Below are 18,747 nucleotides of genomic sequence, written 5' to 3' on the forward strand. Positions count from 1 at the left end.
GAAGGCAGCAGGGGCTCGATCCGTTCCAGGCCCGTTCAGCGGGCGGCGGCGTACCGGCTCTCGGGGCGTGGGAGCCCGTAGTGCCCGCGCAGGGTCTGCGACTCGTAGTCGGCGCGGAACAGTCCGCGCTCCTGGAGCAGCGGCACCACCCGCGAGGCGAACGCGTCCAGTCCGTGCGGATAGAGCGGCGGCATCACGTTGAAGCCGTCGGCGGCTCGCTCGGTGAACCACTCCTCGATCGTGGCGGCGATCTGCTCCGGCGTCTCGCAGACCACGTGGTGCCCTCGGGCGCCGGCCAGCCGGTGCAGGAGCTGGCGCAGCGTGGGGCGCTCCCGCTGGACGATCCCCGCGACCACCTGGAACCGCCCACGGTTGTTGTCGGTCACCGAGCCCGCGTCGGCGAACCGCTCGCCGGGCACCTTCTCGTCGAGGCCCACGTCGTCGAACCGGGTGCCCGAGGTCATCAGGCTCAGCTGCCGCAGGCCGTAGTCGACGACGGTCAGCTCGTTGAGCTCCTCGAACAGCTCGCGCGCCTCGGCCTCGGTGTCCCCCACGTAGGGGCTGATGCCGGGCAGCACGAGCACGTGCCCCGGCTCCCGGCCGGCGGCCTTCGCGGAGCCCTTGATGTCGGCGTAGAACGCCCGGGCGTCGGCCAGGTGCTGGGAGGCGACGAAGACGGCGTCCGCGGTGCGGGCGGCGAAGTCCCGGCCCACGTTGGAGGAGCCGGCCTGGACCAGGACCGGGCGGCCCTGCGGTGAGCGAGCCAGGTTGAGCGGACCGGCGACCCGGTAGTGCTCCCCCGCGTGGTCCAGGGCGTGCACCTTGTCGACGTCGTAGAGCACCCCGCGCTCGCGGTCCACGACCACGGCGTCGTCCTCCCAGCTGTCCCACAGCTTGCACACGACCTCGACGAACTCCTCGGCCCGTGCGTAGCGCACGGCGTGGCTGCCGGTGTCCTCCAGGCCGTAGTTGCGCGCCGCCTGGTCGCTGTAGGTGGTGACGATGTTCCACCCGGCCCGGCCTCCGGAGACGTGGTCCAGGGTGCTGAACTGCCGCGCCAGCGTGTAGGGGTCGCTCAGCGTGGTCGAGGCGGAGCCGATCAGCCCGATCCGCGAGGTGACCACCGCGACGGCCGAGAGCAGCGTGGCCGGCTCGAGGCCGTGGGAGAGCCGGTGCCCGGTGTCGTAGATCAGTCCGGGGACGTCGGCCAGGAAGACCGCGTCGAGCTTGGCCTGCTCGGCAGAGCTCTTCTCTCCTGGGGGTGGCTGGGTACGACGCGGCCGCCCGGCATGACCGGGCGGCCGCGGTGCTGCGTGGGACGCGGGGCGCCCGGTCAGTCGATCAGGCCGTCCTCCACGACGGAGGCGATGTCCACCTCGCCGGGGATCTCCCCGGCCTCGGCGAACAGGTCGGCCAGCTTCTGGATGGCGGCGACGTCCTCGTCGCTGACCGGTCGGACCTCGTTCTTCTTCTTCTCCGCGACGGCGACCAGCACCTCCTCGGAGAGGCCGGACTCCTCGGCCCAGCCCTTGCCGTACTGCTCCGGGTTCTCCCCCGCCCAGACGAAGGCCTCGCGGAGCCGGCCGACGAAGTCGCTGATGTGCTCGCGGGTCTCCTCGTCCTCCAGCGACGGGGTCGCGGCGATCTCGAACTGCAGGTAGGGGTCCGTCTCGGGCTGGTCGATGGTCAGGTCGACGGCGCCGTCCTCCATCACCGCCTGGGTGACGAACGGGTCCCAGATCACCCACGCGTCGACCTGGCCCGACTGGAACGCCGCCTGGCCGTCGGGCGGGGTCAGGTACTGGGGCTCGACGTCGTCGAGGGTGAGGCCGTTCGCCTCCAGGGCCATCAGCAGGTGCCCGTGCCCGCTGGTCCCCTTGCTGACCGCGATCGTCTTCCCCTTCAGGTCGGCGACGCTGGTGATGTCGGAGTCCGCGGGCACCAGGATGGAGTCCTGCTTGCGGTCCTTCTCGGCGACGGTGGCGATGATCTTGAACTCCGCGCCGGAGGCGGCGCCCACGATCGGCGGCGCGGCACCCACCCAGGCCACGTCGATCTGGTCGGCTGCGGCGGCCTCGATGATCGGCGGGCCGGCGGTGAACTCCGACCACTCGATCTCGTAGGGCAGGTCCTCGAGCTGGCCCGAGGCGGTGAGGACGGAGCGGACGCCGTCCTTCTGCACGCCCACGCGCAGGACCGGCTTGCCGTCCTCGGCGTCGGCGGAGCACCCGGTCAGAGCGGCCGCGAGGAGGAGACCGGCGAGGGAGGCGGTGGCCGTGCCGCGGAGGCCTCGGCGAAGGTGTCGGGACATGGATCGACTCTCTGTGTGGGGGTCGGCGAGGAGCGTCGACGGGGTGTCGACGTGCCGGAGGATGACGGGATGTGCGGCGGTACGGTCTGGGAGCGACGGACGGCTCAGGCGCTGCGGTCCTCCTGGATGACGCCCAGCAGGCCCAGCAGGTGGGCGCGCCGGCGGACGATCTCCGGGTCGTCGCGACGACGGGGCTGCGGGAGGTCGAGGCGCTCGTCGTGGACGAATCCCCCGTCCGCCATGACCAGGACGCGGTCGGCGAGCAGCAGGGCCTCCTCGACGTCGTGGGTCACCATCAGCACCGCGGGCCCGTGGGCGGCGATCAGCCGCCGGACCAGGTCCTGGGCGGTGAGCCGGGTCAGGGCGTCCAGCGCGCTGAACGGCTCGTCGAGCAGGAGCAGCGAGGGGTCCCGGACCAACGCCCGGGCCAGGGCCACCCGCTGGCGCTGGCCGCCGGAGAGCTCGCGCGGCCACGCGGTGGCCCGGTCGCCGAGACCCACCTCCTCCAGCACCTCGCGGGCCCGGGCCTCGGGGTCGGGCAGCCGCAGGCCCAGCGAGACGTTCTCCAGGACCGAGCGCCAGGGGAAGAGCCGAGGCTCCTGGAACGCCACCGCGGTGTCGGGCACGGTGCGTACCGACCCCTCGGCCTCGTCGTCGAGACCGCCGACGATCCGGAGCAGGGTCGACTTGCCGCAGCCCGAGTGGCCGAGCAGGGCGATGAACTCGCCCTTGCGGATGGTGAGGTCGATGCCGTCCAGCACGGTCTTGGCGCCGAACCGGCGACTCACGCCGGAGAGCTCGCTGACGATCTCGCTCATGCCGCGTCCCCCCGCCAGCGCAGCGAGCGGCGCTCCAGCAGCCGCACGAGGGAGTCGCTGAGCAGGCCCAGCACGGCGTAGCAGAGGAGCCCGACCACGATCACGTCCACCCGGTGGAAGTCGCGGGCGTTGTTGATCAGGTAGCCGAGCCCGGCGCCGGCGTTGACCTGCTCGGCGACGATCAGGGCGATCCAGGCCGAGCCCAGCGACTGGCGCAGGCCCACCAGGACGCCGGGGGTCACCGCCGGCACGTAGAGGTTGCGCCACCGCTCCAGGGTGGTGAGCCGCAGCGCCGAGGCCACCTCGCGCAGGTCCCGGTCGACGCCGCGGAGGGCGGAGACCAGGTTGAGGTAGAGCGGCACGATGACGAAGAGCGCCACCAGGTAGACCTTGGGCTCCTCCTTGATCCCGAACCAGATGATGAACAGCGGCACCAGGCCGAAGAGCGGGAGCATCCGCAGCATCTGCACCAGCGGGTCGACCAGGGCGTCGCCGAGCCGACTCAGGCCCACGATCGCGCCGAGCACCACGGCCACGGCGCCGCCCAGCGCGAAGCCGGTGGCCGCACGTCGCAGGGAGACGAGCACGGCCTCCTGCAGCTCACCGGTGGAGATCAGCCGCTGGGCCGTGTCGAGCAGGGTCAGTGGCGAGGCCAGCGTCCTCTCGTCCAGGAGGCCGGTGGACGAGGCCAGCTGCCACACCCCGAGGACGAGGACGGGGCTGAGGGCACGCAGCACCGTGTAGCTGCGCGCCGGGAGCGTGCGGCGACGCCGAGCCCGCGGTGGGGCGGAGAGCGCGGCGGCCGTGGCCTGGTCCGCGCTGCGCGGGGGGATGAGTACCTGGGTCACACTGGAGACCTTACTCCATTGACTTACTCGACTTAGAGTAAGCGTCTCACGGAGTGACCGCGTGTCGCGGCCGGGTCGCCGGGTCGGGCGCTCAGCCCAGGGAGAACGCCCGCTTGGGCACCCAGCCCTCACCCTCGCCGTGGTGGTAGAGGTGGAACGCGGTGGCCTCGAAGACGCACTCGAAGTCGGCCAGCTCGGCGAAGGCACGGTCCAGGAGGTCGTCGGACAGCTCGTGGGCCACGGTGACGTGCGGGTGGTAGGGGAAGGCCAGCTCGACCGCGAGCGGACCGGTCCGGGCGTCCCGCGCGAGCTGCTCGCAGTGCGCTATGCCCTCGGCCACCGCCACGAAGACCACCGGGGAGACCGGCCGGAAGGTTCCCGTGCCGCGCAGGTGCACCCGGAACGAGCGGTGCTCGGCGCCGACCCGGGCCAGGTGCTCCTCCACCTCCGCGACCGCCCGGTCGTCGGGCAACGCGGTCGGCGGGACCAGCGTGATGTGCGTCGGGATCATCGTCGCCGTGGCGTCCCCGAGGTCGGTGCGGTAGTCCTGGAGCGTGGTCCCCCACGGCTCCGGGATGGCGATCGCGACCCCGATGGTCTGCACGTCCTCGACCCTACCTGCCGGCGGGAGCGACGAAGCCCACCCGGTCGTAGACGTCGCGCAGGGTCGCCTCGGCCACCGCCGACGCCTTCTCCGCCCCGGCCGCGAGCACCTGGTCGAGGTGGGTGCGGTCCTCCAGCAGCTCGAAGGTGCGGTCACGGAACGGGGTCACGAACTCCACCACGACCTCGGCGAGCTCCTTCTTCAGGTCGCCGTACCCGCGACCGGCGAACCGCTCCTCCAGCTCGCTCACCGGGGTCCCGGAGAGCGCCGAGTGGATGGTGAGCAGGTTGCTGACGCCCGGCTTCTCCTCGGCGTCGAACCGGACCTCCGACCCGGAGTCGGTCATCGCGGAGCGGATCTTCTTGGCACTCACCTTGGGGTCGTCCAGCATCTCGATGATCCCGGTCGGCGAGGAGGCCGACTTCGACATCTTGGCCGTGGGCTCCTGGAGGTCGGCGATCTTGGCCGTCTCCTTGACGATGAACGGCTCGGGCAGCCGGAACGTCTTCTTGTAGCGGTGGTTGAACCGCTGCGCGAGGTCGCGGGTCAGCTCCAGGTGCTGGCGCTGGTCCTCGCCCACCGGCACGTACTGCGGGCGGTAGAGCAGGATGTCGGCCGCCATCAGGATCGGGTAGGTGAAGAGGCCGACGCTGGCCGCCCCCTCCCCCTGCTTGGCGGACTTGTCCTTGAACTGGGTCATCCGGCGGGCCTCACCGAAGCCGGTCAGGCACTGCAGCACCCAGCCGAGCTGGGCGTGGGCCGGCACCTGGCTCTGCACGAAGATGGCCGCCCGCTCGGGGTCGACCCCGGCGGCGAGCAGCTGCGCGCCGGCCCGCAGCGTCCGCTCGCGCAGCACCTTCGGGTCCTGCTCGACGGTGATCGCGTGCTGGTCGGCGATGAAGAAGAACGGCTCGAACTCGTCCTGCAGGTGGACCCACTGCCGCAGCGCACCCAGGTAGTTGCCGAAGTGGAAGCTGTCGGCGGTGGGCTGGATGCCGGAGAGCACCCGGGGGCGAGCGGTCGGAGCGGACATGGAGCCATTGTCACAGGCAGCACCCGGACTCGCCGAACCGGCTCGGCGTCGGGTTCGCGTCGGGTCGTGTCAGCGGAGCCGCACGTCGACCCACACCAGCCGGTGGTCGCTGGTGGGGAACGGGAAGACCCCCGTGAGCCGCGACAACGGGTCCGCCAGCGTGGGCCAGAAGACGCCGGATCGCTCGCCCTGCGCGCCTCCCCCGGGCAGCACGTAGTCCGCCCGCAGGTTGCCGGGAGCACCGTCGGCGAAGTCGGCGGTGTCGGAGCTCGCCGGCCCGCGGTGGGTCGCGTTGGCGCCGCCCTGGAGCCGCGACGCCTCGACCGCGCCGGCGCTGGTCGGCACCGGGGTGGCGTCGACCGCAGGGTGCTCGAGGATCTGCTGCACCGCGCCCGGCACCGAGTCGCCGTCGTACGGGTCGGAGTTGAGGTCGCCCGCGACCACGAACGCCGAGCGCGGCGCGAGGCCGCCCCGCCGTCCCCGGTCGTCGTAGACGTAGCGCGCCGTCCGGCCCCCGGTCACGTAGTCGGCCCAGAACCGGATCTCGTCGGCGTTGCGGGTGCCGTTGCGGTCCTCCGGGCCGTCGAAGGTGGGCGGGGTCGGGTGCGAGGCCAGGAGGTGCACCGTGCGCCGCCCGACCCGGATCGGCACGTCCCAGTGGGACTTGCTGGACAGGCGCACCTGGGCCAGCTCGGCGGGGCTGTACCAGTCGGCCGGCTCAGGCGTCGCCGGGTCGTCCGGGAGCCGGGCACCCGGCATGTCGGCCCAGCGGAACCGCTGGAAGGTCCGCACCTGGCGCTCCTGGATCGGGTGGCGGGAGTAGACCACCATCCCGTACTGCCCCGGGAACTCGCCGAAGCCGAAGGCGTCGTTGCCGCCGCCGACCGTCCCGTCGTTGTCCAGGTCCAGCCCGCTGGGCACGCCGGTGTTGCTCGGGGCGGCGTACCAGTACGGGTACTCGATCCCCCGCGCACCCCCCTGGCCCACCCCCAGGTAGAGGTCGCGGAAGAGCCTCGCGGCCCTGCCCTGGTCGTCGTGGTCGAACTCGTTGACCAGCAGGACGTCGGGGCGGGTGCGCTGGACCACCTCGGCCACCGCCCGGGCCTGGGCGTTCGTACCGGTCGCCAGGTCGGCGATCAGCTGCCCCGCCGTCGCCCGGTTGAGCGAGGCGTTGTACGTCGCGAACCGCACGCCTGGCTGCCCGTGCCCGTGTCCCTTTCCGTGCCCGTGCCCGTGCCCGTGCTTGCCGTGCGCGGGACGGTCGCCCGGGCCGGTCGCGGACGCGGAGGGCGCGAGCACCCCCGCCCCGGCACAGAGCAGGGCCCCCGCGGCGAGCAGGCTGGACGGGACGGTGAGAGCGGTCAGGCGGCGCATGGGGACACCCTGCCGGATCCCGCCGCCGGTCGGAACCCCGAGGCCGGTACGCGGCTCAGACGGTGCCACCGGCGAAGTTGGCGGGACGGCGTACGTGCAACCGGGCGGAGACGGTGAGGATCCCCAGCCCCAGCACCGACAGGCCGAACCCGACCAGACCGGGCGCCTGGTAGCCCCACCCGGCCGCCACCACGAGGCCACCCAGCCAGGCGCCGAGCGCGTTGGCGATGTTGAGCGCGACGTGGTTCATCGTGGCCCCGATGGTCTGCGCGTCCTCGGCCACCTCCATCAGCCGCAGCTGCAGGTTGACCACCAGGATCGATCCGGTGGCGGTGATGCCGAAGACCACCGGCAGCGTCCACCAGCCGTACGGGGCGAGCACGGCGAAGACGAGCAGCAGCAGGCCCTGTCCCCCGCCGCCGATGAAGAGCGACCGGAAGACCGACCAGGCGGCCAGCTCGCCGGCCAGCCAGGTCCCGGCGACCATCCCCAGGCCGAAGGCGAGCAGGAAGACCGGGGCGACCGACTCGGGCAGCCCGCCGACCTCGGTGAGGGTCGGCACGATGTAGGTGTAGACCGCGAACATGCCGCCGAACCCGACGGCGCCGGTGAGGATCGTGAGCAGGACCTGCGGCTTGGCCAGCGCCCCGACCTCGCGGCGCCAGTGCGCGTCGACGTCGCCGGGCTGGGAGGGCACGAAGGCGAGCACGAGCGCCAGGGTGAGCAGGCCGAGGACCGCGACGAGCCAGTACGCCGCCCGGTACCCGAGCCCCTGGCCCAGCCAGGTGGCGGCGGGCACCCCCAGCAGGTTGGCCACCGAGAGCCCGAGCATCACCATGGCGACCGCCCGGCCCTGCCGTCCCGGGCGTGCCAGTCCGGCCGCGACCAGCGAGGCGACCCCGAAGAAGGCGCCGTGCGGCAGTCCGGAGACGAACCGCGCGATCAGCAGGCCCTCGTAGGAGGAGACGAGCGCGGTCGCCACGTTGCCGACCGCGAAGAGCACCATCAGCCAGGCCAGGAGGGCGCGTCGCGGCCAGCCGGAGCCGAGGAAGGCGACCACCGGTGCGCCGACCACCACGCCAAGGGCGTAGGCGGAGATGGCGTGCCCGGTCGAGGGGATGCTCGCACCGACCCCGCGCGCCATCTGCGGCAGCAGGCCCATCGAGACGAACTCGGTGGTGCCGATGGCGAAGCCGCCCATCGCCAGTGCCGCGATCGCCGCGGTCGCGTGCCGGGGAACCCGGCTCCGGCCCGGAGCCTGGTCAGTCGTCGTCTGCGCCACGAGGGTGCAGCACCTGCCCGTCGTCGACTATTCCGGCCACGGTCTCCGGCGTCCGGGCCCGCGCCCGCTCACGGAGGTGGAACCAGAGGTCCAGCAGGGTCTTGAGCCCGCACAGCAGCAGCACCGGGAGGAGCACGCTGGTCTGGCTCAACGGACCCGGCTGGTCGATCTGGTCGCGGACCATCAGCAGGAACCCGCCGATGATCGAGGCGTGCAGCACCAGCATCCGCGGGTAGGGCTGCCACATCGCCTGGCTGGGCGAGACCCGCGCGCGCTCGTCCTCGCCGAACCAGTTGACTCCCAGGGAGGCGACGTGGCTGGCCAGGAACGCCAGACCGGTCAGCAGCCAGGTCCGCCCGTGCAGCTCGCCGTCGGCGGCGAACGCCAGGCCGAAGGCGAAGAAGCCGTGCACCAGGGTGAAGATCCCGAAGTGGAAGGAGAAGAACCCGGCGAGCACCCCCCGCGACATCCGGGAGGCGGGCCGGCCGTTGATCCGCAGGCTCGTGTCGGTGGGCTCCGGCGCCCGGGCGGTGGCGACCTTGACCACGGTGACCGCCCACACCGCGAGGTTCTCCAGCCAGTAGACGACGAAGACGTCGCCCAGCGTCATCCACCCCGCCAGCAGCGCCGCGACCGGCAGCAGGTTGACCGCGACCAGCGCCAAGACAGACAGCAGCGGCGCCGCCGACACGAGGTCGGCGGCGCCGCGGCCGTCAGGTCGCTGGCTCACTCAGCCACTCAGCCCACTCAGCCAGCCCACTCGGTCAGCCCAGCGAGGCGAGAGCCTCGTTGAAGGTCGCCGAGGGACGCATGACCGCCTCGGTCTTCTCGGCGTCCGGGCGGTAGTAGCCACCGATGTCGACCGGCGAGCCCTGGACGGCCTTGAGCTCCTCCACGATGGTCGCCTCCTGCTCGCGCAGGCGGGTGGCGAGCGCGGAGAACGCCTCGGCCAGCTCGGCGTCCTCGGTCTGCTTGGCCAGCTCCTCGGCCCAGTAGAGGGCGAGGTAGAAGTGCGAGCCGCGGTTGTCGATCGTGCCCAGCTTGCGGCCCGGGGAGCGGTCCTCGTTGAGGAACGTCCCGGTCGCCCGGTCGAGCGTGTCGGCCAGGATCTGCGCCCGCGCGTTGTCGGTGCTCTGGGCGAGGTGCTCGAAGCTGGCGGCCAGCGCGAAGAACTCGCCCAGGCTGTCCCAGCGCAGGTAGTTCTCCTTGACCAGCTGCTGCACGTGCTTGGGCGCGGAGCCGCCGGCGCCGGTCTCGAAGAGGCCGCCGCCGTTCATCAGCGGGACGACGGAGAGCATCTTGGCGCTGGTCCCGAGCTCGAGGATCGGGAACAGGTCGGTGTTGTAGTCGCGCAGCACGTTGCCGGTCACCGAGATGGTGTCCTCGCCGCGACGGATCCGCTCCAGCGAGTACGCCGTCGCCGCGGCCGGGTCCATGATCTCGATGGTCAGGCCCTCGGTGTCGTGGTCGGCGAGGTAGGTGCGCACCTTCTCGATCAGCTGCGCGTCGTGGGCACGCGTCTCGTCGAGCCAGAAGACGGCCGGCACGCCGGTCGCCCGGGCCCGGGTCACGGCGAGCTTGACCCAGTCCTGGATCGGCGCGTCCTTGGTCTGGCAGGCACGCCAGATGTCACCGGCCTCGACGTCGTGCTCGAGCAGCACGTTGCCGGCCGAGTCGACGACCTGCACCTTGCCCGAGGTCGGCACCTCGAAGGTCTTGTCGTGCGAGCCGTACTCCTCGGCGGCCTTGGCCATCAGGCCGACGTTGGGCACCGAGCCCATGGTGGCGGGGTCGAAGGCGCCGTTAGCCCGGCAGTCGTCGATCACCGTCTGGTAGACGCCGGCGTAGGAGGAGTCCGGGATCACCGCGAGGGTGTCCTGCTCCTCGCCCGCGGCGTTCCACATGTGGCCCGAGGTGCGGATCATCGCCGGCATCGAGGCGTCGATGATCACGTCGGAGGGCACGTGCAGGTTGGTGATGCCTCGGTCGGAGTCGACCATCGCCAGCGCCGGGCCGTTCTCGATCGCGGCGTCGAAGGCGGCCTTGATCTCCGCACCGTTCTCCACGCCGTCCAGGCCGGCGTAGATCGCGCCGAGCCCGTCGTTGGCCGAGAGGCCGGCCGCGGCCAGCTGCTCGCCGTACTGCTCGAAGACGTCGGGGAAGAACGCGCGCACCACGTGGCCGAAGATGATCGGGTCGGAGACCTTCATCATCGTGGCCTTGAGGTGCGCGGAGAAGAGGACGCCCTCCTCCTTGGCCCGGGCGACCTGGTCGCGCAGGAACGCGTCCAGCGCGGAGGCGCTCATGTACGTCGCGTCGACGACCTCGCCCGCGAGCACCGGGATCGACTCCTTGAGCACGGTGGTCTCGCCGCCGGCGCCGACCAGCTGGATGGTCAGGGTGTCGTCGCCCTCGAGCACGACCGACTTCTCGTTGTGCCGGAAGTCGCGGTCGTCCATGGTCGCCACGTTGGTCTTGGAGTCGCTGCTCCAGGCGCCCATCCGGTGCGGGTGCGCCTTGGCGTAGTTCTTCACCGAGGCCGGCGCGCGCCGGTCGGAGTTGCCCTCACGCAGCACGGGGTTGACCGCGGAGCCCTTGACCTTGTCGTACTTCGCGCGGGTCTCGCGCTCCTCGTCGGTCTGCGGGTTCTCCGGGTAGTCCGGGAGGTCGTAGCCCTGCTCGCGCAGCTCCTTGACCGCGGCCTTGAGCTGCGGGATCGAGGCCGAGATGTTGGGCAGCTTGATGATGTTGGCCTCGGGCTGGGTGGCCAGCTCGCCGAGCTCGGCGAGGGCGTCGTCGAGACGCTGCTCCTCGGTGAGCCGCTCGGGGAACTGAGCGATGATCCGCCCCGCCAGCGAGATGTCACGGGTCTCGACCTCGACCCCTGCGGTCCGGGCGTACGCCGAGACGATGGGGAGGAACGAGTACGTGGCCAGCAGCGGCGCCTCGTCGGTGTGGGTGTAGATGATCTTCGCCATGAGGCAGCGACTCCTTGTCGGAACGGTCCGTAACGGATTGCTTGATGTCAAGATACCTGACGGTGGGGGTTCTCCTAGCCTCGCACCCGAAGGCATGGGAGGCTAGGCGCCATGACTGGGGGACTGACGCCTGAGACGACGCCGAAGACCGACGAGCCGACCACCGGCCAGAAGGTCGCAGCCGAGACGCTCGGCACCTTCGTACTGGTGCTGGTCGGCGTGTCGGCCCTGCTGTTCAGCACCGGGGACGTCGTGGCGACCGGGCTCGCGTTCGGCTTCGCCATGCTCGTGCTGGTCGCCGTCCTGGGCCGGATCTCGGGCGGGCACTTCAACCCCGCGATCACCCTGGGCGCCGCGCTCGGCGGGCGGCTCGCCTGGCGCAGCACGCCGGTCTACCTGGGCGCCCAGCTGCTCGGCGCCATCCTGGCCGGCGGCTGCCTCTTCGGGCTGATGCACGGCTTCCCCAACTTCGAGCCCGGCAACGCGCTCGGCCCGAACGCCTTCGGCGACCTGTCCCCGAACGGGTACGTCTGGTGGGCCGCGCTGCTCCTCGAGCTGGTGCTGACCTTCGTCCTGGTCACCGTGGTGCTCAGCGCCACCGACGCCCGCAACTCCGCCCAGGCTGCGCTGGCGCCGGTCGCGATCGGCCTCACCCTGGCGATGGTCCACTTCGCCTCCATGCCGGCCACCTACACCTCCGTCAACCCCGCCCGCTCGATCGGGACCGCCCTCTTCTCCGGCACCGACGCGATGGCCCAGCTCTGGGTCTTCGTGCTCGCCCCGCTGCTCGGTGGTGCGCTCGCCGGGCTCGTCTACCCGCTGGTCTTCGGCCAGGGCGCCCCGGCAGTGCCCGGCTCGGGCCTCAGCTTCTCCGCGCGGCCCAAGCCGCAGGCCCAGGGCTACCCCCAGCCCGCCCCCGGCGGCGCCTGGCCGGCCCAGCCCCAGCAGCCCGGTCAGCCCGGGCAGCCGCAGCCCGGCCAGTGGGGTGCTCCCCAGCCCGGTCAGTGGGGCGCACCCGACCCGCAGTGGGGCCAGGCGGCGCCGACCCAGACCCGTCAGCCCTACCAGGACCCGGGCTACGCGCAGCCGCAGCAGTACCAGCAGCAGCAGCAGCAGCCCCCCGCCCAGGGCGGCCAGTGGGGGGCACCCGCCCCGCAGCAGGGCTGGGGTGCTCCCGCCTCCGACGAGGAGGACGGGCGGACCCAGATCCGCCCCGGCGGCTGAGGCCCGTCCGGCTCACGCGCCGGCGCGGTGCTCCACCAGCTCGACCCGGCTGGCACCGTCCTGCTCCAGGCTGAGCACCTCCCCGACCTCACGGGCCAGGTAGACGGTCCGTTCGTCCTCCGGGGGGCCGCCGGTGAGCTCGATCTCCAGGAGCTCGGTGAACCGCCCCGCGGGCACCGTCACCGAGGAGTCCCGCTCGCCGACCCGGACGACCGTGCCCGGCGTCCCGTCGTCCCACCACAGCGCGAACGCGTCGCCGCGCCGGGGGGCGGCCGGCATCGCCAGCCCGGCCTCGGCGCCGTCGACACCCGCCTCCCAGACCCCCTGCTCCCCCAGCGCCCACACGTTGCCGGCGCGGTCCTGGGCGTACCAGCGCAGCTCTGTCGCCTCCGCGGTCCCCGCTCCGTCGGTCTCGGTCCGGGTCTCCACCTGGGTGGCGGCGATACCCGCCACCTCTCGGGTCCCGCTCAGCACGCGGGTGGTCCGGACGGCCTCGCCGGTGGCGTCCTGGACCTCGAAGGTCCACGTCGCCCCGGGCGCCAGCGGCAGCCAGGGGTTGTCGATGCCGGTGACGAAGTCGTCCGGCGCCGGGGACGGCGTGGGGATGACCAGCCCGTCCACGCCCGACGGCGGGCTGGTGCGGGGGGAGCCTCCGCAGCCGACGGCCAGCGCCACCACGAGCAGGAGCCCCGACGCGGTGCGTGCGGCCAGCGACGCCCTGGGACTCATGCCGGCCCATGATGCCAGCGCGACCCTGACTCGGTGCCAGCGGGCGAACCCCGGCGTGGGCGCAGCGCCGTCGAGGACTAGAGTCGGGGATCACACCCTGTCCTCGAATTCGTGATCCAGGAGTCCTCGTGTCCACCTCCGCCCCGCTCAAGGTGGCCGTGACCGGTGCCGCCGGTCAGATCGGCTACAGCCTGCTCTTCCGTCTCGCGAGCGGTTCGCTGCTCGGCCCCGACCGCCCCATCCAGCTCCAGCTGCTGGAGATCGAGCCCGCGCTCAAGGCGCTCGAGGGTGTCGTCATGGAGCTCGACGACTGCGCGTTCCCGACCCTGGCCGGGGTCGAGATCGGCGCCGACCCGGAGAAGATCTTCGACGGCGTCAACCTCGCCCTCCTCGTCGGCGCGCGTCCCCGCGGCCCGGGCATGGAGCGCGGCGACCTGCTCTCGGCCAACGGCGCGATCTTCACCGCCCAGGGCAAGGCCCTCAACAAGGTCGCCGCGGACGACGTACGCATCGGTGTCACCGGCAACCCGGCCAACACCAACGCGCTGATCGCGATGACCAACGCCCCCGACATCCCGAACGAGCGCTTCTCCGCGCTCACCCGCCTCGACCACAACCGGGCGATCTCGCAGCTGGCGGCCAAGACCGGCGCCTCGGTGACCGACATCAAGAAGATGACGATCTGGGGCAACCACTCGGCCACCCAGTACCCCGACCTCTTCAACGCCGAGGTCAACGGCCAGAACGCCGCGGCCACCGTGGACGACCAGGACTGGCTGGAGAACACCTTCATCCCGACCGTCGCCAAGCGCGGTGCGGCGATCATCGAGGCCCGGGGCTCCTCCTCGGCCGCCTCCGCCGCCTCCGCCACCATCGACGCCGCCCGTGACTGGCTGCTCGGCAGCGCCGAGGGCGACTGGGTCTCGATGGCGGTCGCCTCCGACGGCTCCTACGGAGTGCCCGAGGGCATCATCTCTTCCTTCCCCGTCACCACCCGGGACGGCGACTGGGAGATCGTCCAGGGCCTCGAGGTCAACGACTTCTCCCGCGGCAAGATCGACGCGTCGGTCGCCGAGCTGGAGGACGAGCGCAAGGCGGTCACGGAGCTCGGGCTGATCTGACCCGGCTCTTCCGCCCGACGGCGTCGGCCCTTCCGGGGGCCGGCGCCGTCTCGCATTTCCCCGCCCCCCCTCCGCCCTCGCCCACCGTCTCCCCGTCTCCCGTCTCCCGCCGCGTGTAACGCTGCGTTAGCGGGTCTACCGCGGCGTTCTGACAAGGGGGCGAGGTCTATCGGTCTAAGCAACGGGTCAGGCTGCTGCCGGTTTGGTCAGCAGTTGGTCCAGCGCTTGGGCTGGGGTTCGCATGTCGAGGGTAGGGCGTGGTCGGGCGTTGAGGCTGGCTGCGATCTGTTGCAGGTCTACGGCGGTGAATCGGGACAGGTCGGTGCCCTTGGTCAGCCAGTGCCGCAGCAGCCGGTTGGTGTTCTCGTTGGTGCCGCGCTGCCAAGGTGAGTGCGGGTCGCAGAAGTAGACCGGCATGTTCAACGCGAGCTGGATCTGGTCGTAGCGGGCCATCTCGACGCCACGGTCCCAGGTCAGCGAGCGACGCAGGTGCTCGGGCAGCGCGGACATCTCAGCGATCATCGCCTGGGCGACCGACTCGGAGTCGTGCCGGCCGGGCAGGTGCAGCAGCATCGTGAACCGGGTCGACCGCTCGACCAGGGTCCCGACCGCGACCCCGCCGTTGATGCCCATCACCAGATCGCCCTCCCAGTGCCCGGGTACGGCCCGGTCGGTGACCTCGGGTGGGCGCTGGCTGATCGTGAACGCATCCCGGTACGGGCTGTTGGACCTCTTGGCCCCGCCCTGGGGTTTGCGACGGGCCCGCTTGGTCGACAGCTGCCGGTGCAGGTCTTGGCGCAACGACCCACGCGTCTGGACGTACAAGGCCTGGTAGATCGTCTCGTGCGACACCCGACCCATGATCACGTGCGGCGACTCCTCACCCAGCACCCGGGCGATCAGCCGCGGGGACCACCCGGCGTCCATCCAGTCCTCGATCCGCCGGCACAGGCCGGGGTTCTCGACCAGCCGGAACTCCTTGGGACGACGACGACGCTCGTGCGCGGCACGGTGCGCCACCGGCCCCCAGTAGGTGCCGTCGGGGCCACGGTTGCGCGTGACCTCGCGACTGACCACTGACTTGTCCCGTCCGATCGCCCGCCCGATCCGGCCGTAGGACCAGCTCGCCTGCAGACCTGCCGCGATCACCGCCCGGTCCTCACCACTCAAGGGCCGTCGCGGGCGTGGCAGCTCGTCGGCGCCGCGCCCGCCCGGCGTGCGGGCAGGCGCGGTGCCGGGCAGACCACCCACCGTGCCGTACTGGATCACTGGACTCACAAGCCCCGAGGATTGCCACCACACCGTGCCGGCCCGCTCCGACACACCGGCACCACGGCAGGCCGCCTTGATCGACAGCCCCGCGCACACCAGCTCGAAGAACTCTTCGCGTTGCTCGTAAGACACATGCCGCTTCGGCATCTACAACACCACCATTCGTTGGCGTTGCTTCGACCGACTGACTCCGCCGGGCGAGTTGGACGCCATAACGCAGCGTTACACGCGGTCTGGAGGGCGCTGGAGGGCGCCGGCGGCAGGACGGCGCGGGGTCAGACCGGCTGGTCGGGGATCGAGCTGGCCAGGGCCAGCAGCGCCGCCCCGACGGCGGTCATCAGGCCGGCGTCGATTCCCTTGTTGCGCACCGCGAGCATCCCGGCGTCACGGCTGGGCAGCAGCACCCGGACGACCGCGGCCACCAGGAGCACACCGCCGAAGAGCCGGACGCCGGTGCGCCACGGCCCGACGGAGACGACGACCAGGGCGACCGCGGCGATCACCAGGAAGAGCAGGTAGAACGCGCCGCCGATGGTGGAGGGGTAGGTCCGCTCCTCCGGGACCTCGGGCGCGTCCTCGCGCACCTCGCCGTCGACGAGCGCCTCCGCCGAGACCGGCGGGACGTCCTCGGGAGGCGTGAGGTCGCTGGAGCTCACGCGTCGCGCTCCGCCGCCTGCTTCTCAGCCAGGGTGACGATGTTGGACAGCAGCATGGCGCGGGTCATCGGACCCACTCCCCCGGGGTTCGGCGAGACCCAGCCCGCGGTCTCCCAGACGTCGGGAGCGACATCTCCGGCGAGCTTGCCGTCGACCCGGGAGACCCCGACGTCGAGCACCGCGGCACCCGTCTTGACCATGTCCGCGGTGATGATCCCCGGCACCCCGGCCGCGGCGACCACGATGTCGGCGGACCGCACGTGCGCGGCCAGGTCGACGGTCCCGGTGTGGCACAGCGTCACCGTGGCGTTCTCGGTACGCCGGGTCAGCAGCAGCCCCAGCGGCCGGCCCACGGTCACGCCTCGGCCGACCACGACGACCTCCGCGCCGGCGATCGGCACCGCGTGGCGCCGCAGCAGCTCGACGATCCCGAACGGCGTGCACGGCAGCGGGGCCTCGTGCCCGAGCACGAGCCACCCGAGGTTGGTCGGGTGCAGGCCGTCGGCGTCCTTGGCCGGGTCGATCAGCCCGAGCACCCGGTTCTCGTCGCGGCCCTTCGGCAGCGGCAGCTGCACGATGTAGCCGGTGCAGGCCGGGTCCGCGTTCAGGCCCCGGACCGCCTCCTCGATCTCCTCCTGGGAGGCGGTCGCCGGGAGGTCCACCCGGATCGACTCGATCCCGACCTCGGCACAGTCCTTGTGCTTGCCGTTGACGTACCACCGCGAGCCCGGGTCGTCGCCGACCAGCACGGTGCCCAGCCCGGGGTGGATGCCGCGCTCCTTGAGCGCGGCCACCCGCACGGTGAGCTCCTGCTTGATCGCCGCTGCGGTCGCCGTCCCGTCGAGCCTGAGTGCAGTCACGGGGTCAGTGTAGGGATGCCGGGGTCCGGGCCGGGTCGCCGGTCAGTGGAAGAAGTGCCGGGTGCCGGTGAAGTACGTCGTCACGCCGGCAGCGGCCAGCGCCTCGACCACCTCGGGGTCGCGGACCGAGCCGCCGGGCGCGACGATCGCCCGGACGCCGGCGTCGACCAGGATCTGCGGACCGTCGGCGAACGGGAAGAACGCGTCCGAGGCCGCGACCGAGCCGGCCGCCCGCTCGCCGGCCCGCTCCACGGCGAGACGGCAGGAGTCGACCCGGTTGACCTGGCCCATCCCGACGCCGACGGAGGCCCCGTCGGAGGCGAGCAGGATGGCGTTGGACTTCACCGAGCGGCAGGCGCGCCAGGCGAACTCCAGGTCGGCGAGCACGTCGGCGGTGGCGGGCTCGCCGGCCACCAGCCGCCAGGCGGCGGGGTCGTCCCCGCCCTCGGCCACCACGGCCTCGACGTCGTCGCGCTGCTGGACCAGCAGCCCGCCGGAGATCGGCCGCAGGTCGGTGCCGGAGCCGCCGCGCGGGGCGCACTCGAGCAGCCGGATGTTCTTCTTCGCGGCCAGCACCTCGACCGCGCCCTCCTCGTAGCCGGGGGCGACGACGACTTCGGTGAAGACCTCGGCGACCTGTCGCGCCATCTCCACCGAGACCGGCACGTTGGTGGCGATCACCCCGCCGAACGCCGAGACCGGGTCGCAGGCGTGCGCCTTGCGGTGCGCGTCCGCGACGTCGTCGCCCACGGCGATGCCGCACGGGTTGGCGTGCTTGATGATCGCGACCGCCGGCTTCCCGAAGTCGTACGCCGCCCGGCGGGCCGCGTCGGCGTCGACGTAGTTGTTGTAGGACATCTCCTTGCCGTGCAGCTGGACCGCCTGCGCCAGCCCGGGCTCGCCCACCTGGCCGTCGGTGTAGAGGGCGGCGGCCTGGTGCGGGTTCTCGCCGTAGCGGAGCACCGCCTGCTTCTGCCAGGTGGCGCCCATCCAGGCCGGGAAGCCGGTGCCCTCACCGGTGTCGGTGAGCACGTTGCCCATCCACGAGGCGACGGCCACGTCGTACGTCGCGGTGTGCACGAAGGCCTCGGCCGCCAGCTGCTGGCGCTCGGCCAGGGTGAACCCGCCGGCGGAGGCGGCGGCCAGGACGTCGGCGTACCGCTGCGGCGAGGTCACGATCGCCACCGAGGGGTGGTTCTTGGCCGCCGCACGGACCATCGAGGGCCCGCCGATGTCGATCTGCTCCACGCACTCGTCCGGCGTCGCGCCGGAGGCGACGGTCTGGGTGAACGGGTAGAGGTTGCAGACCACCAGGTCGAACGGCTCCACGTCCAGCTCGGCGAGCTGGGCCACGTGGCTCTCCAGCCGGCGGTCGGCCAGGATCCCGGCGTGCACCCGCGGGTGCAGGGTCTTGACCCGCCCGTCGAGGCACTCGGGGAAGCCGGTGAGCTCCTCCACCCGGGTGACCGGCAGGCCGAGGCCCTCGATCAGTGCGGCGGAGCCGCCGGTCGAGACGAGGGCGACCCCGGCCTCGTGCAGGCCGCGGACCAGGTCGTCGAGACCGGTCTTGTCGTAGACGGACACGAGTGCGCGGCGGAGCTGGATGCGGTCGGACACGGTGGGTGACTCCTCGTCGG

The 18,747-nt window shown here is 72.2% G+C and carries 17 protein-coding genes; 2 read left to right on the forward strand and 15 right to left on the reverse strand.

Going from position 1 to position 18,747, the window contains the following annotated elements; genetic code table 11:
- Positions 1–35: 35 nt before the first annotated feature.
- The 10 genes from H8838_RS14555 to H8838_RS14600 all read right to left on the reverse strand — a co-directional run bounded on the left by H8838_RS14555 (position 36) and on the right by H8838_RS14600 (position 11,248).
- A complete protein-coding gene (locus H8838_RS14555) occupies positions 36–1,337 on the reverse strand; it encodes an LLM class flavin-dependent oxidoreductase (protein ID WP_185995875.1) in 1,302 nt (433 codons plus the stop codon).
- A complete protein-coding gene (locus H8838_RS14560) occupies positions 1,334–2,311 on the reverse strand; it encodes an ABC transporter substrate-binding protein (protein ID WP_185995635.1) in 978 nt (325 codons plus the stop codon). The genes H8838_RS14555 and H8838_RS14560 overlap by 4 nt, the downstream gene beginning before the upstream one ends.
- A 104-nt stretch (positions 2,312–2,415) precedes the next feature.
- Positions 2,416–3,129, reverse strand: a complete 714-nt coding sequence (locus H8838_RS14565; protein WP_185995634.1) for an ABC transporter ATP-binding protein — start codon at positions 3,127–3,129, stop codon at positions 2,416–2,418.
- Positions 3,126–3,977: an ABC transporter permease gene (locus H8838_RS14570; RefSeq protein ID WP_224766154.1), complete on the reverse strand. Its 852-nt coding sequence runs from the start codon at positions 3,975–3,977 to the stop codon at positions 3,126–3,128. Before H8838_RS14570 ends, H8838_RS14565 begins: the two co-directional genes overlap by 4 nt.
- Before the next feature lie 91 nt (positions 3,978–4,068).
- Positions 4,069–4,581 (reverse strand): 2'-5' RNA ligase family protein, encoded by a 513-nt coding sequence (locus H8838_RS14575; protein WP_181312185.1) that lies wholly within the window; start codon positions 4,579–4,581, stop codon positions 4,069–4,071.
- A gap of 10 nt (positions 4,582–4,591) precedes the next feature.
- Positions 4,592–5,614: a tryptophan--tRNA ligase gene (gene trpS / locus H8838_RS14580; RefSeq protein WP_181312184.1), complete on the reverse strand. Its 1,023-nt coding sequence runs from the start codon at positions 5,612–5,614 to the stop codon at positions 4,592–4,594.
- Between the two features lie 69 nt (positions 5,615–5,683).
- Positions 5,684–6,988 (reverse strand): endonuclease/exonuclease/phosphatase family protein, encoded by a 1,305-nt coding sequence (locus H8838_RS14585; protein ID WP_185995633.1) that lies wholly within the window; start codon positions 6,986–6,988, stop codon positions 5,684–5,686.
- Between the two features lie 55 nt (positions 6,989–7,043).
- Positions 7,044–8,270, reverse strand: coding sequence for an MFS transporter (locus H8838_RS14590; RefSeq protein ID WP_224766155.1), 1,227 nt, complete (start codon positions 8,268–8,270; stop codon positions 7,044–7,046).
- Positions 8,251–9,000, reverse strand: coding sequence for a DUF6498-containing protein (locus H8838_RS14595; RefSeq protein WP_185995632.1), 750 nt, complete (start codon positions 8,998–9,000; stop codon positions 8,251–8,253). The genes H8838_RS14590 and H8838_RS14595 overlap by 20 nt, the downstream gene beginning before the upstream one ends.
- Positions 9,001–9,034: 34 nt before the next feature.
- Positions 9,035–11,248: an NADP-dependent isocitrate dehydrogenase gene (locus H8838_RS14600; RefSeq protein ID WP_181312181.1), complete on the reverse strand. Its 2,214-nt coding sequence runs from the start codon at positions 11,246–11,248 to the stop codon at positions 9,035–9,037.
- Positions 11,249–11,359: 111 nt separating this feature from the next.
- Here H8838_RS14600 and H8838_RS14605 point away from each other — a divergent pair, with 111 nt between their 5' ends.
- Entirely contained in the window at positions 11,360–12,472 is a 1,113-nt protein-coding gene (locus H8838_RS14605; RefSeq protein WP_185995631.1) for an aquaporin, read from the forward strand.
- 12 nt (positions 12,473–12,484) lie between these two features.
- On the opposite strand, the gene H8838_RS14610 is transcribed toward H8838_RS14605, so the two are convergent.
- Positions 12,485–13,201 carry a hypothetical protein gene (locus H8838_RS14610; protein WP_185995630.1) on the reverse strand — a complete coding sequence of 239 codons (717 nt, stop codon included), beginning with the start codon at positions 13,199–13,201 and terminating at the stop codon, positions 12,485–12,487.
- 128 nt (positions 13,202–13,329) lie between these two features.
- Here H8838_RS14610 and H8838_RS14615 point away from each other — a divergent pair, with 128 nt between their 5' ends.
- On the forward strand, positions 13,330–14,322 hold the full coding sequence (locus tag H8838_RS14615) for a malate dehydrogenase (protein ID WP_181312178.1): 993 nt from the start codon (positions 13,330–13,332) through the stop codon (positions 14,320–14,322).
- Between the two features lie 186 nt (positions 14,323–14,508).
- On the opposite strand, the gene H8838_RS14620 is transcribed toward H8838_RS14615, so the two are convergent.
- The 4 genes from H8838_RS14620 to purH all read right to left on the reverse strand — a co-directional run bounded on the left by H8838_RS14620 (position 14,509) and on the right by purH (position 18,727).
- Positions 14,509–15,741, reverse strand: a complete 1,233-nt coding sequence (locus tag H8838_RS14620) for an IS30 family transposase (RefSeq protein ID WP_185995629.1) — start codon at positions 15,739–15,741, stop codon at positions 14,509–14,511.
- Positions 15,742–15,869: 128 nt separating this feature from the next.
- On the reverse strand, positions 15,870–16,250 hold the full coding sequence (locus tag H8838_RS14625) for a DUF3017 domain-containing protein (protein WP_181312176.1): 381 nt from the start codon (positions 16,248–16,250) through the stop codon (positions 15,870–15,872).
- Positions 16,247–17,110: a bifunctional methylenetetrahydrofolate dehydrogenase/methenyltetrahydrofolate cyclohydrolase gene (locus H8838_RS14630; RefSeq protein WP_185996561.1), complete on the reverse strand. Its 864-nt coding sequence runs from the start codon at positions 17,108–17,110 to the stop codon at positions 16,247–16,249. Before H8838_RS14630 ends, H8838_RS14625 begins: the two co-directional genes overlap by 4 nt.
- A 42-nt stretch (positions 17,111–17,152) precedes the next feature.
- A complete protein-coding gene (gene purH / locus H8838_RS14635; protein ID WP_185996560.1) occupies positions 17,153–18,727 on the reverse strand; it encodes a bifunctional phosphoribosylaminoimidazolecarboxamide formyltransferase/IMP cyclohydrolase in 1,575 nt (524 codons plus the stop codon).
- Positions 18,728–18,747 lie beyond the last annotated feature (20 nt).

The sequence above is a fragment of the Nocardioides campestrisoli genome, from assembly GCF_013624435.2.
Taxonomy (GTDB): Bacteria; Actinomycetota; Actinomycetes; order Propionibacteriales; family Nocardioidaceae; genus Nocardioides; species Nocardioides campestrisoli.

Excerpts from the sequence above, each read along its gene's own strand:
- H8838_RS14560 (WP_185995635.1), bottom strand. The coding sequence starts at position 2,311 with ATGTCCCGACACCTTCGCCGAGGCCTCCGCGGCACGGCCACCGCCTCC.
- H8838_RS14565 (WP_185995634.1), bottom strand. The coding sequence starts at position 3,129 with ATGAGCGAGATCGTCAGCGAGCTCTCCGGCGTGAGTCGCCGGTTCGGC.
- trpS (WP_181312184.1), bottom strand. The coding sequence starts at position 5,614 with ATGTCCGCTCCGACCGCTCGCCCCCGGGTGCTCTCCGGCATCCAGCCC.
- H8838_RS14585 (WP_185995633.1), bottom strand. The coding sequence starts at position 6,988 with ATGCGCCGCCTGACCGCTCTCACCGTCCCGTCCAGCCTGCTCGCCGCG.
- H8838_RS14600 (WP_181312181.1), bottom strand. The coding sequence starts at position 11,248 with ATGGCGAAGATCATCTACACCCACACCGACGAGGCGCCGCTGCTGGCC.
- H8838_RS14605 (WP_185995631.1), top strand. The coding sequence starts at position 11,360 with ATGACTGGGGGACTGACGCCTGAGACGACGCCGAAGACCGACGAGCCG.
- H8838_RS14610 (WP_185995630.1), bottom strand. The coding sequence starts at position 13,201 with ATGAGTCCCAGGGCGTCGCTGGCCGCACGCACCGCGTCGGGGCTCCTG.
- H8838_RS14620 (WP_185995629.1), bottom strand. The coding sequence starts at position 15,741 with ATGCCGAAGCGGCATGTGTCTTACGAGCAACGCGAAGAGTTCTTCGAG.